Here is a 13549-nt window from a genome sequence, read left to right as displayed (position 1 = left end):
GCAGCAATTTTTATAGTTATAAAAAAACCACCCGAAGGTGGTTTTAATTTTTCACTTAGTTCGCTGGTAATGGCGGAGGAGTCATCGGACCATCGTTCGGTGTTACATCAATTACAGGGTTTTCTGCAACATACACCTTCGGTGGTTGAGGCTCACGACCTTCCATGATGTCTCGAATCTGTTCACGATCAATCGTTTCCCATTCCAGCAGGGCTTTCACCATTGCATGTGCGATATCTTTGTTATTTTCAAGGATATCTCGTGCAACCTTGTATTGCTCATCAATGATGCGGCGAACTTCAGTATCCACCTGTTGCTGGGTAGCTTCAGAAATCGTACGACTACCAATACTGCCCATGAAAGATTGCTGTGAATCATCTTCATAGACCATGACGCCCAATTTGTCAGACATCCCGTATTTGGTCACCATTGCACGTGCCATTTTAGTTGCACGTTCAAAGTCATTCGATGCACCTGTTGACATCTGGTTAATAAAGACTTCTTCTGCAATACGGCCACCAAACAGGATTGAAAGCTCATTCAGCATCTTGTCTTTATAATGACTGGTCTGGTCGTGTTCAGGCAACTGCCAGGTCACACCTAACGCCCAGCCACGCGGCATGATCGTTACCTTATGCACCGGGTCTGTACCTGGAAGCATTTCAGCCACAATCGCATGACCAGCTTCATGATAAGCCGTTGCACGACGCTCTTCCTCACGAAGTACCATCGATTTACGCTCAGGCCCCATATACAACTTGTCTTTGGCATCTTCAAAGTCATGCATGTCGACCGTGTTTTTGTTACGGCGTGCGGCAAATAATGCTGCTTCGTTTACCAGGTTGGCCAGCTGTGCACCAGAGAAGCCCGGTGTACCACGCGCCAGCACTTTGACATCGACCCCTGTGGTAGAAGGCAGTTTTTTCAGGTGAACATTTAAAATTTGTTCACGACCTTTAATGTCTGGCAGGCCAACCATCACTTGACGGTCAAAACGGCCCGGACGCAGTAAAGCTTTATCCAGCACGTCTGCACGGTTCGTTGCAGCAATCACGATAATGCCTTCATTACCTTCGAAACCATCCATCTCAACCAGCATCTGGTTCAGGGTCTGTTCACGTTCATCGTGACCGCCACCCGTACCTGAACCACGGTGACGACCGACTGCATCAATCTCATCAATGAAAATAATACATGGCGCATGACGTTTTGCCTGTTCGAACATGTCACGCACACGAGATGCACCCACACCGACAAACATTTCAACGAAGTCAGAACCTGAAATACTAAAGAATGGAACTTTGGCTTCACCAGCAATTGCTTTGGCCAGCAGGGTTTTACCTGTACCCGGAGGACCGACCATCAATACGCCTTTGGGAATGGTCGCACCAAGACGTTTGAACTTTGCAGGATCTTTAAGAAAATCAACAATTTCAACTACTTCTTGCTTGGCTTCATCACAACCAGCCACATCAGAAAAGGTCACTTTGATCTGATCTTCAGAAAGCATTTTCGCTTTAGATTTACCAAAGCTCATCGGGCCATTCTTGCCACCTGCGCCACCACCCATGTTGCGCATAAAGAACATGAATAACAGAATGATCAAAAGCACAGGGAAACTTGCAATTAGCAATTGCATGAGCAGACCTTGGCGCTGAGGTGCTTCACCTTCAACCACCACATTATTCTTAATCAGGCTTGGCATCAGTTCAGGATCCTGAACTGCCGGACGAATACTTTCAAACTCTGAACCGTTTGATTTTTCGCCACGAATCCTTTCGCCGTCAATTGTAACTTGTTTAATTTGGCCAGCATTGACCGCGGCAACGAACTCTGAATAGTTCATTGTAGTCGGTTGATTGCGGTCACTGACGTTGCTGAAGATGAGCACCAGCACACCCAGTATCACGAGCCACAATACGGCATTCTTAAAAAGATCGCTCAAAGCTTTATTTCCCATTCCAATCTAATTTGATCTTGCCCTCAAGGGGTGACCTTAATCAATATGCTGCAAATCGTTTTGCAATAATGTAAAAATGTACAAAATGCACAATTTTTAACGCCTTGGCAAGTAAACTTTATTTTAAAGCTTTCTTGCGACCCTGTCCCACCAGAAAGACTTCTTTAGAACGGGCACGTGATGCAGCAGGTTTAACCGTCTTCAATACATCAAAACTGTTCACGACTTCTTTACGGAATTCATCAAAGCCGGAACCCTGGAATACCTTGACGATAAACTGCCCTTTCGGTCCCAAGACTCTATTGGCAAAATCCAAAGCAAGTTCACATAAATAGATTTGACGCGGTTGATCTACAGCCTTATTACCTGATGTATTGGGGGCCATATCCGAAATTACAACGTCTACTGTGCGTCCGTTTAAAATATTTAACAATTTATCGAATACTTCTTGCTCACGGAAATCGCCTTGCAAGAAGGTCACATCGGGAAGCGCGTCCATTTCCAGAATATCCGATGCAATCACCAGACCTTTATCACCCACCAGTTTACCGGCGATTTGCGACCAGCTTCCGGGTGCAGCCCCCAAATCCACTACTGTCATGCCAGGTTTGATGATGTTGTATTTTTCCTGAATCTCAAGCAGCTTGTATGCAGCACGAGCACGATAACCTTCTTTTTGTGCTTTCTTCACATAAAAGTCATCTAGATGCTCTCTCATCCACGCACGACTACTTTTGGATAACTTCTGATTGGTAATGCGTGTTGCCATAACTCTCTAAATAAAAAAAACTTCCAATTTGGGATTGTACGTGAAAAACACAGTTTTTGCAGTATACATGTGTATCTAAATCTCAGTTTAGCTGCCGAAATACCAGCCTCTTGTCCTTGATAATTTCCTTAGAATTTACAGCGTTTATTCTTTGCTTTTGTTATACTCAGTCGTTTTAAAATTCAGGTTATCTCTCATGGCATCTTTATCTATTCAGGAACGTAAGCGTTTGCGTCAAATCGGACATGCATTAAACCCGGTCGTTATGCTGGGCGACAAGGGCTTGTCTGAATCTGTGGTTGAAGAGCTGAACCGCGCCCTTAATGATCATGAACTGATTAAGGTTAAAGTGGTTGCAGAAGACCGTGAAGCGCGTGCTGCAATGATTGTCGAGTTGGTCGATGTTACGAGTGCTGAATTGGTACAAACCATTGGTAAAATTGCCCTAATTTACAGAAAATCGCCAAAACAAAACCAGAAACTGTCGAATCTTGTCCGTTTTGCTCATCTGTCTAACTAAGCACAACATCTATTATGGCGAGTTATGAACTAAGCGCTTTTGATCGCCGTTTTCAGGCTATCTCTCTGGTGGGAGCTATTGAACCGCAAAACCCATGTAGCTTGAATGTGGGTTTCTGGTTGAGTGATCCAAACCAGTATGTATTGTGGCCAGATTTAGTGGCAGCCCATCCACGTCAGGATTTCTTATGGGAGCAGACCTGCTTTGAAATTTTTATCGGGGTTCGGGATGAGGATTTCTATCGTGAAATTAACCTCTCTCCTTCTCAAGCCTGGCAGGCCTATCAATTTGAAGAATATCGCTATCCAGAGGACATGCCTCCTCAAGCAGCAAATGATATTGAGTTAAATCAGCTCAAGCGTACTCATTATGGCCTGAATGTCAGTCTGGATCTGACCGACTTTATGTCCAGCCATGAATTAAAGTGGTCTGACCTCTTTATTGGCCTGTCTGCTGTGCTTAGCACCACTCAAGGCACACAGTTCTATGCCATGCAGCACAGTAGTCCGCAAGCGGATTTCCATAATAAACGTGACTGGTTGCATGTATTTTAATGCCAACGGCGTCAGTTCAAAAAGTCAGATCAATGTGAGGCCTTCAGTCTCACATTTTTTTGATGATTAGCCCTATAAAAACTTATTTAAATGATAATTCTTTAAAATTAAGTTATTGAAGCGTTTCTGAAATATCTGAAATTTACTGTTTTGTAGAAAAAAGAGGTTTTGTTATTTCGAATCCTTTTAGAAAAAAACAAAAAAATTAAAAGGATAATAAAGCAATATGATTAGTTATGTTTTCATAAAGCCTTGACCGAAATGTAAAGGAGAACACTGAAATGCTCTCCCTTAATCTTATTAGATGATGCTTGCTTTATCGCTTAACTTCCCAGCCCCGACTTTTTATCAGACTCTTCAATTTTCAATTCCGGTTGTGCTGGTTCTGCAATCTTATTTTCTTTAACCACCAGTTTTACTTTCTTCAGGACTTCAATTGTACTGTCTTTAGAACGTTTCAAGGTGCCCGTTAAAAGCTCTTTATGTTTGCTGGAAATCTGCGTGACATCCTGTTTAAACTCTTTACCCAGACTGGATAAGTCTTCAAGTACCGCAGTAAATTCGATCTTGATAAAGTTCTTCAGTTCTTTTTGTGAGCCAAACCATTGCTCCTTTATGCTATCAACACGCTGAAGCACATCCTGACTAAATTGACGTAACTGTTCCTGAACCGTATCGCTTAACTGCTTCGCTTCAACTTCCAGCTTTTCTTTACTTTGCCCGATACTTTCAAGCGCCTGTTCCTTGGCTTCCACTGTGGCCTTTTCCAGTTGCTCTGCAGTTGCAGCAACGACTTTGTTTAACGGCTTCTTGGAATTGGTGGTTTTGGATGCTGTAGTCATGAATCTTGTTCCTGTTTTTATTATGACCCGGCAATATTATGTGGATTTGATCAAACTTAGAATCTGATTTGTCAGACAATGCCAACTCGCTTACATTTTTCTAACACTGTCAAAAAACAGACTTCATAATAAAAAGCAAGGGATTTATCTTACACTTTCGTACCAAAGCTATTGGACTTGGAAACTGTTTCTGCGTATAATGCCGTGTTAAGTTCAAGCGAGCAGACATAGGGAGGGTGGGTTTTAAAGCAGCCTTCCTTTTTTTTCGTCTTCTCGCTTTTTTACAGCCTAAATTTCAGGAGCTTTGGTTTGAGCACCCCAGCAATTTTAGCCCTAGCCGACGGTACTATCTTTAAAGGTACCTCAATCGGTGCATCGGGTAGTACGACTGGCGAAGTCGTTTTCAACACTGCCATGACTGGCTATCAAGAAATTTTGACTGACCCGAGTTATGCACAGCAGCTTGTCACCCTAACTTACCCACATATTGGTAATACAGGCTGTAATGATGAAGACACTGAGTCAGGTCGAATTCATAAAGTATGGGCCAACGGATTGATCATTCGTGACTTGCCTTTATTGCATAGTAACTTCCGTGCAGAGCAATCACTTGGTGATTATCTAAAACAACATAACATTGTAGCTATCGCAGACATCGATACACGTAAATTGACACGTATTCTGCGCTCTAAAGGCACACAAAGTGGCTGTATCCTTGCTGGCGAAAATATCACTGAAGAAGAAGCATTAGAAAAAGCACGTGCTTTTGGTGGTTTAACTGGTTTAGACCTTGCAAAAGAATGCTGTGACCCTGAAGGGTTTGAGTGGACTGAAGGCTCTTGGGAGCTGGGTAAAGGCTTCTCTCAACCAGAACTTAAATTCCATGTTGTTGCATACGATTACGGTGTCAAAACCAACATCCTACGTATGCTTGCAGATCACGGTTGTAAATTGACTGTAGTTCCTGCACAAACTCCTGCAGAAAAAGTCCTTGCTCTGAATCCAGATGGCGTATTCCTGTCAAACGGCCCTGGCGATCCGGCAGCATGTGACTATGCAATTGAAGCTGTAAAAACAATTGTAGAAGATGCGCGCAACATTCCGGTATTTGGAATTTGCTTAGGCCACCAGATTCTTGCGCTTGCCTCAGGTGCTAAAACGGTGAAAATGCCTCACGGTCACCACGGTGCCAACCATCCTGTACAAAATCTTGAAGATGGTACAGTGATGATTACTTCACAGAACCACGGCTTCGCGGTAGATGGCGAAAGCTTGCCGGCCAACCTTAAAGCAACGCACAAATCTTTGTTCGATCAAACCCTGCAAGGGATTCATCGTACAGACAAACCTGCGTTCAGCTTCCAGGGGCACCCTGAAGCAAGCTCTGGTCCGCATGACAGCGCGCCATTGTTCGACCATTTCATCGAACTTATCGAAGCATCTAAGAAGTAATTAAGGAGCAAATAATGCCAAAGCGTACGGATATTAAAAGCATCTTAATTATTGGTGCTGGTCCTATTGTTATCGGTCAAGCCTGTGAGTTTGACTATTCAGGTGCTCAAGCATGTAAAGCGCTGCGTGAAGAAGGTTACCGTGTTATTTTGGTTAACTCGAACCCTGCGACTATTATGACTGACCCAGCAATGGCGGATGCAACCTATATCGAGCCAATTACTTGGCAAACGGTTGCAGCCATCATTGAAAAAGAACGTCCAGATGCAGTCCTGCCTACCATGGGCGGTCAAACTGCATTGAACTGCGCACTTGCACTGGATGCCAACGGTATTTTAGAAAAATACAATGTTGAACTGATCGGGGCGAGCAAAGAAGCCATTGAAAAAGCCGAAGACCGCAAACTCTTCGACCAGGCAATGCGCAAAATCGGTCTTGAGTGTCCAAAAGCGGCCATTGCTGAATCAATGGAAGAAGCGCTGGAAATTCAAGCACGTTTCGGTTTCCCTGTCATTATCCGTCCATCTTTCACCATGGGTGGTTCAGGCGGTGGTATTGCGTATAATCGTGAAGAATTCCTTGAAATCTGTGAACGTGGTTTCGATCTTTCTCCAACCAAACAGTTATTGATTGATGAATCTTTAATTGGCTGGAAAGAATACGAAATGGAAGTTGTTCGTGACAAAAACGACAACTGTATCATCGTATGTTCGATTGAAAACTTTGACCCAATGGGTGTACACACCGGTGACTCCATCACTGTTGCACCTGCGCAAACATTGACTGACAAAGAATACCAATTGATGCGTAATGCATCTTTAGCGGTTCTTCGCGAAATCGGTGTAGAAACAGGTGGTTCTAACGTTCAGTTCGGGATCAACCCCGAAGATGGCCGTATGGTGATCATCGAGATGAACCCGCGCGTATCACGCTCATCTGCCCTTGCCTCTAAAGCCACTGGTTTCCCGATTGCGAAAATTGCAGCGAAACTGGCTGTGGGTTATACCCTGGATGAACTGAAAAATGACATCACCGGCGGTACAACTCCTGCGTCATTCGAGCCTTCAATTGACTACGTGGTTACCAAAGTTCCACGTTTCAACTTCGAGAAATTTCCACAAGCTGACGCAACGCTGACCACCCAGATGAAGTCGGTGGGTGAAGTGATGGCAATCGGCCGTAACTTTCAGGAATCTGTGAACAAAGCACTTCGCGGTCTTGAAGTAGGTTCATGTGGTTTTGACGAACAAATTGCTGTGGGCACTGAAGGCGCACGCGAGAAGATTCTGCAGGAACTTAAAGTGCCGGGGCCAGAGCGTATCTGGTATGTAGCTGATGCGTTCCGTCATGGCTTTAGCTTAGATGATATCTTTGAAGCCACCAAGATTGACCGCTGGTTCCTGATCCAGATTGAAGACATCGTTAAGACTGAAAATGAAATCAAAACTTTAGGTTTTGGCGATTTGAATGCAGACAACATCCGTTCGTTCAAACGCAAAGGTTTATCTGACCTGCGCATCGCGAACCTGATGGGTATTTCACAAAAACAATTCCGTAAGCACCGCTGGAACCTGGGTGTAACGCCAGTTTACAAACGTGTCGATACTTGTGCAGCAGAGTTTGAATCTGATACAGCGTACATGTATTCAACTTACGATGAAGAGTGTGAATCAAATCCATCAAGCAAAGACAAGATCATGGTGATTGGTGGCGGTCCTAACCGTATTGGTCAAGGGATCGAGTTCGATTATTGCTGTGTACACGCGGCGCTTGCCATGCGTGAAGACGGCTATGAAACCATCATGGTGAACTGTAACCCTGAAACAGTATCTACCGATTACGACACTTCAGACCGTTTGTACTTTGAACCGATTACATTGGAAGATGTACTTGAAATCGTACGTACTGAAAAGCCTAAAGGCATTATCGTACAGTATGGCGGTCAAACTCCATTGAAATTGGCTCGGGCTTTAGAAGAAGCAGGTGCGCCAATTATCGGTACCTCTCCAGATGCGATTGACCGTGCAGAAGACCGTGAACGTTTCCAGCAAATGATTCAACGTCTGCAACTTCGTCAGCCAAATAACAGCATTGTTAAATCTGCTGAAGAAGGTATCGCGGAAGCAGCGAAAGTAGGCTACCCACTGGTTGTACGTCCATCTTATGTACTGGGTGGCCGTGCGATGGAAATCGTATATAACGAAGAAGAGCTGAAACGCTACCTTCGTGATGCAGTTCAAGCCTCTAACGATGCCCCTGTCCTGCTTGACCGCTTCCTCGACGATGCGATTGAAGTTGACGTAGATTGCGTATCTGATGGTAAAGACGTGGTGATTGGTGGGATCATGCAGCACATTGAGCAGGCTGGTATTCACTCGGGTGACTCTGCATGTTCGATTCCTCCATATTCTTTATCCAAAGACGTACAGGATGAAATGCGCCGTCAAACTGTGGCTATGGCCAAAGAGCTTGGCGTAATCGGTCTGATGAACGTCCAGTTTGCCGTAAAAGGTGAAGATGTTTATATTCTGGAAGTGAACCCACGTGCATCACGTACTGTGCCGTTCGTTTCTAAGTGTATCGGTGATTCTTTAGCGAAAGTTGCTGCACGTTGTATGGCGGGTCAATCTTTAGAATCTCAAGGATTTACTAAAGAAATTATCCCGACTCACTTCGCTGTGAAAGAAGCAGTATTCCCATTCAACAAGTTCCCTGGTGTTGACCCGATCCTTGGCCCTGAGATGAAATCGACAGGTGAAGTGATGGGTGTAGGCAAAACATTTGGTGAAGCGTTCTATAAAGCTGTATTAGGCTCAAATGACCGTTTACCAGGCCTGCCAACCGAAGGTGAAATCAAACATGCTTTCATCTCTGTACGTGATTCCGATAAACCGCGTGCAGCAGGTATTGCGAAGCAACTTGCTGATTTTGGCTTCAAAATTATCGCAACTGGCGGTACTTATGACGTCATTAAAGCGGCAGGTATTGAATGTGAGCGTGTGAATAAAGTAACCGAAGGCCGTCCAAATATTGTGGACCGCTTGAAAAATGGCGAAATTCACCTCATTATCAATACCACTGAAGGGAAGCAAGCTCAGCAGGATTCATTCTCAATCCGCCGTTCTGCACTGCAAGGTAAGGTGTATCACACCACGACCCTGAACGGTGCTGACGCTGTATGCCAATCTCTCGCTATTAAATTGCCAATGGATGTATATCGTTTGCAAGACTTACAAACAGTAGGTTAATTCGTTACTGAGAAGTCCCGTCACCTTCTTGGTGGCGGGCTTTTTTCATTTCTAGACTTTATTTTTTTAATTAATGAGGGACAACTATGCAACGTTATCCTATGACTCCCGAAGGCAAAGAAGCCTTAGAGAAAGAATTACATCAACTGAAAACTGTAGACCGTCCACGTATTACTGCAGCGATTGCGGAAGCACGTGAACATGGCGACTTAAAAGAAAATGCGGAATATCATGCTGCACGTGAGCAGCAAGGTTTCTGTGAAGGCCGCATTCAGGATATCGAAGGTAAACTTGGTGCTTGCCTGGTGATTGATGTCAAGGAGCTTGAGCAAAATGGGCGTGTAGTTTTTGGTGTCACGGTAACGATTGAAAACCTGGACACTGAAGAACAAAAAACCTATAAAATCGTAGGGGATGACGAGGCAGACTTTAAGATTAATAAAATCTCTGTCAACTCGCCGATTGCACGTGGCCTTTTAGGTAAAAATGAAGGCGATGATGTAAAAATCGTAACCCCGCAAGGCGAAGTGGAATATGAAATAGTAAAAGTCGAATATCTTTAAGATTTAAGACGATTAAATAAAAAGCCCCTCGATTGAGGGGCTTTTTATTATAAATTCACCATTAAACACTATAGAAATCAATTAAAAATGTTTATGCTTTTTCAATATTCAATACAACCGATTCCAGACTTAGCATGCAACTTATTTGGTTTAGACAAGATTTAAGAATTCATGATCACACGGCACTTTGGCATGCTCGCCAAGCGGGTGAATGCATTGCACTGGTGGTTTTATCACCCACGCAGTGGCAACAACATCAAGACGCTCCAATTAAAATTGATTTTTATCTTAGACAACTCCAGCAACTCAAAAACGAACTTGCTCAGTTAAATATTCCTCTTATTCACCTCATCATCCCCCTGTGGAAAGATCTACCACAACAACTTCTAAAGCTTTGTAAAACACATAACCTTCAAAATGTACATGCCAATATTGAATTAGGTATCAATGAATTAAAAAGAGATACTCAAGCACAGAAACTCCTTGAATTGAATGGGATAGGTTTTGAGTTGTATCATGATCGAACGCTTTTTATGGTCGGAAATATACGCAATAAAAGCGGACAGCCCTACCAGGTTTTTGGTGCATTTAAAAAACAGTGCTACGAACAGTTAAGTATCAGTATTCCCACTTGTTACCCAACTATTGAGGCACAGCCCCCAATAGCAACTCATGATGATTTTTCACGTCTCTTGCCCAGTTTTGAAGCGATTTATCCAGATCAGCACATCTCAGAAGAACAACAAACACTTTGGCAAGTTGGAGAACATCATGCCGGGGGTATATTAGATGATTTTATTAAGCATCGAGTCAGCCATTACCACTTAGAACGAGATTTTCCTGCACTCAATAGTACGAGCCAACTTGCTGCTTATTTGAATACTGGAATACTGTCTATTCGCCAATGTTTAGCAGCATTATTTGGTCATACAGGTTATCTTGATTTTGACAATCAAGGTCAGCAAATATGGTTAGATGAACTCCTATGGCGTGAATTTTATCAACATATCTTGTTCGAATTTCCCCGTATATCAATGTCTTTGCCCTTTAAACAAGATACTCAGCGTATTCAATGGAGACATGCACCTGAAGATTTACATGCTTGGCAGCAGGGACAGACAGGCATCCCTATTGTGGATGCCGGCATGCGGCAACTACTCGCCACAGGTTGGATGCATAATCGCGTTCGCATGATCTGTGCGATGTTTTTATCAAAGAATCTATTAATTGATTGGCGTCATGGTGAAGCATGGTTTATGCAACATTTAATAGATGGTGATTTGGCTGCAAATAATGGTGGATGGCAATGGTGTGCATCTACAGGAACTGATGCTGTACCCTATTTCCGTATTTTTAATCCTGTCAGTCAATCTCGAAAATTTGACTCTAACGGTGATTATATTCGTAAATGGGTGCCTGAGATTGCGCATCTAGATGCCAAACAAATTCATGAACCTTATGCAAAAAGTCCAAATCCAGATCTGGATTATCCACGCCCTATTGTTGATTTAAAAAGTAGTCGAGTACGTGCAATAGAAGCTTTTCAGCATTTAAACCAAACTCAGTTATAATGGGTTTGAAATTATTAAGTCTGTAAATTTCATGTCTGAACGTCTAGTTAATTCCCCGGTAAAGCATTGGTGCGAATTCGAGTTTATTTCCAGAACAGTGAAGAATCCGAATATTCATATTAAGGGGAATTATAGTTATTACTCAGCCTATTGGGATCAGGGCTTTGAACGTTGCGTGGTTCGCTATTTGCATGACAAGCCCTCGACACCTGAGAAGCCGATTGATCAACTTTATATTGGTAATTTCGTCTGTTTTGGCGCCGAATGCGTGATCATGATGGGTGGCAACCAGTTGCACCGTACTGACTGGATATCAGCATTTCCTTTCGATACTCGCAGTTTTGTACCGGCAGGCGATACCATCATTGGTGATGGCTGCTGGATTGGTTCACGTGCCATGATTATGCAAGGCGTGATACTTGGCGAAGGTGCTGTCGTTGCCACAGGTGCGGTGGTCACCAAAGACGTGCCACCGTATGCGGTTGTCGGTGGTGTTCCTGCCAAAATTATGAAGTACCGCTTTCCTAAACAAGATATAGAAAAACTGCTTTCCCTCAAAATCTATGATATAGATGAAAAGCAGTTTCTAAAAATGCGTGAGCAGTTGCAGACGGATGATTTAAAAATTATTAGTGAGTATAAAAAATAAAAAACTATATAATTAGTATTAATTTAAATGGCTTAATTTTAAATGGATACTTTACAAGAAAAAATTTACCAAACATATGGAACGGCAAGAATTTTTGAGGCAAGAGTAAAAATACTTTCATTAAAAATGAGAGTATTAAATTTCGTAGGACTAGCAATACCCTTAATAATTGGATTAATTTTTTTAGGATTTGGTGAGATAAATCTTTATTTAAAAACGATTGCAATTGTTCTTGGAATAATTCAGGTTATTGTTTTTCTATGGTCAATAATTAGCAAATGGGATGACAAATATCAATATTCTATTTCAGCTTTAAAGCGACAAGAAGAAATACATTCCGACTTAAAGCAAGCAAAAGAAGATGCAACCATTCCACAAACTTTCATTGAACGTCTTCTGGAAAAAGAGAATCGATATAATAGTGAAGATATAGCACAAAACATTACAGATAAAGAAAAACGCTATGCTATGAGAAGAACTTTATTTAATTTTCAAATTGTTTGTCCAATATGTAAAATACAACCAAAATCACTTAAACCACAAAAATCTGAAAATTGTGATAACTGTTCAAATTTTTAACAAGGAAAAAATCAGATGGCTACTGTAGAACAAATTATTAGAGATATTCAATCTTTACCACCTTCTGAAAAAATGCGTTTACGTAAACTTATCATGTCCACATTAAATACTGGTATGGAAAGCTTAAATGAGCGATTTAATAGCAAACAGCAAGGCATACATTTTGGTCCATTCGAAGGACATGATAAATGCCCTGCTTGCGGTAAATAACAAATAGTTAAGGGTTTTCAATAAACACTATTTTATTCAAAACCCTTAATTTATTGACCTATGAACTCTAGATATCTATCAAAATTCATGAAAAAGACAATAACAAACCAATAAATTATTTTCTCTTCAAAATTATCCTTATTTAAATTATTTTAATTTTAGACATAAAAAAACCCACTCAATAGGAGTGGGTTTTTTTAGAATATGGTGGCTATGACGGGACTTGAACCTGTGACCCCCGCATTATGAGTGCGGTGCTCTAACCAACTGAGCTACATAGCCTTAAACTGTGCGCGCATTATGAGATTTTCTTTAAAGAGCGTCAACCCCATAATGCACTGTTTGATCAAAATTTGTTGAAGTGAGCCGATAAGCCGGGTTCTGTCGAGAACGATCATTCCTCTAGGCGTACAATCACTCATACGCTCAAGCGACCTACCCGGATCCAGCATGGGCCATGCCTAACGGATCCCTATTTGGTCTTGCTTCCGGTGGGGTTTACCATGCCATGAACTGTTACCAGTCATGCGGTGCGCTCTTACCGCACCCTTTCACCCTTACCTCCGGTTCCGATTGCTCAGAACCACAATGAAGGCGGTCTACTCTCTGCTGCACTTTCCGTCGGCTCGCGC

The 13549-nt window shown here is 42.5% G+C and carries 12 protein-coding genes, 1 tRNA gene and 1 other RNA gene; 9 read left to right on the top strand and 5 right to left on the bottom strand.

All coding sequences use genetic code 11. The features are described from left to right. Window positions 1–55: 55 nt before the first annotated feature. Window positions 56–1945, bottom strand: a complete 1890-nt coding sequence (gene ftsH / locus E2K52_RS04175; RefSeq protein WP_151203915.1) for an ATP-dependent zinc metalloprotease FtsH — start codon at window positions 1943–1945, stop codon at window positions 56–58. 133 nt (window positions 1946–2078) lie between these two features. After that, the gene (gene rlmE / locus E2K52_RS04170) at window positions 2079–2729 is read right to left on the bottom strand and encodes a 23S rRNA (uridine(2552)-2'-O)-methyltransferase RlmE (protein WP_151203914.1); all 651 of its coding nucleotides are present in this window, start codon (window positions 2727–2729) and stop codon (window positions 2079–2081) included. Between the two features lie 196 nt (window positions 2730–2925). Between rlmE and yhbY the strand changes: the two genes are divergently transcribed. Together yhbY and E2K52_RS04160 are read left to right on the top strand one after the other, a co-directional pair. Then, window positions 2926–3249, top strand: coding sequence for a ribosome assembly RNA-binding protein YhbY (gene yhbY, locus E2K52_RS04165; RefSeq protein ID WP_151203913.1), 324 nt, complete (start codon window positions 2926–2928; stop codon window positions 3247–3249). Between the two features lie 14 nt (window positions 3250–3263). Then, window positions 3264–3803 (top strand): DOMON-like domain-containing protein, encoded by a 540-nt coding sequence (locus E2K52_RS04160; RefSeq protein WP_151203912.1) that lies wholly within the window; start codon window positions 3264–3266, stop codon window positions 3801–3803. A gap of 323 nt (window positions 3804–4126) precedes the next feature. On the opposite strand, the gene E2K52_RS04155 is transcribed toward E2K52_RS04160, so the two are convergent. Then, the gene (locus tag E2K52_RS04155; protein ID WP_151203911.1) at window positions 4127–4645 is read right to left on the bottom strand and encodes a hypothetical protein; all 519 of its coding nucleotides are present in this window, start codon (window positions 4643–4645) and stop codon (window positions 4127–4129) included. Between the two features lie 309 nt (window positions 4646–4954). Between E2K52_RS04155 and carA the strand changes: the two genes are divergently transcribed. The 7 genes from carA (at window position 4955) to E2K52_RS04120 (ending at window position 12917) form a co-directional block, all read left to right on the top strand. Beyond that, window positions 4955–6097, top strand: a complete 1143-nt coding sequence (gene carA, locus E2K52_RS04150; protein WP_151203910.1) for a glutamine-hydrolyzing carbamoyl-phosphate synthase small subunit — start codon at window positions 4955–4957, stop codon at window positions 6095–6097. Window positions 6098–6111: 14 nt separating this feature from the next. Then, window positions 6112–9345, top strand: coding sequence for a carbamoyl-phosphate synthase large subunit (carB, locus tag E2K52_RS04145; protein ID WP_151203909.1), 3234 nt, complete (start codon window positions 6112–6114; stop codon window positions 9343–9345). An 86-nt stretch (window positions 9346–9431) separates the two neighbouring features. Beyond that, complete coding sequence (gene greA / locus E2K52_RS04140) at window positions 9432–9908, top strand: transcription elongation factor GreA (RefSeq protein ID WP_151203908.1); 477 nt, start codon at window positions 9432–9434, stop codon at window positions 9906–9908. Window positions 9909–10042: 134 nt separating this feature from the next. Continuing rightward, on the top strand, window positions 10043–11479 hold the full coding sequence (locus E2K52_RS04135) for a cryptochrome/photolyase family protein (RefSeq protein ID WP_151203907.1): 1437 nt from the start codon (window positions 10043–10045) through the stop codon (window positions 11477–11479). Between the two features lie 31 nt (window positions 11480–11510). Then, a complete protein-coding gene (locus E2K52_RS04130; RefSeq protein WP_151203906.1) occupies window positions 11511–12128 on the top strand; it encodes a CatB-related O-acetyltransferase in 618 nt (205 codons plus the stop codon). A gap of 42 nt (window positions 12129–12170) precedes the next feature. Then, a complete protein-coding gene (locus E2K52_RS04125) occupies window positions 12171–12707 on the top strand; it encodes a mobilome CxxCx(11)CxxC protein (RefSeq protein ID WP_151203905.1) in 537 nt (178 codons plus the stop codon). Window positions 12708–12722: 15 nt separating this feature from the next. Continuing rightward, entirely contained in the window at window positions 12723–12917 is a 195-nt protein-coding gene (locus E2K52_RS04120; protein WP_151203904.1) for a hypothetical protein, read from the top strand. Between the two features lie 205 nt (window positions 12918–13122). Here E2K52_RS04120 and E2K52_RS04115 read toward each other — a convergent pair. Both E2K52_RS04115 and rnpB read right to left on the bottom strand, forming a co-directional pair. Continuing rightward, window positions 13123–13199 (bottom strand) — tRNA-Met (locus tag E2K52_RS04115). 72 nt (window positions 13200–13271) lie between these two features. Next, window positions 13272–13549: RNase P RNA component class A (rnpB, locus tag E2K52_RS04110), an RNA gene on the bottom strand; the annotation flags it as partial.

It is taken from the genome of Acinetobacter sp. RF14B (assembly GCF_006864105.1).
GTDB lineage: Bacteria > Pseudomonadota > Gammaproteobacteria > Pseudomonadales > Moraxellaceae > Acinetobacter > Acinetobacter lwoffii_C.
This window is presented reverse-complemented; position numbering and strand designations above follow the sequence as displayed.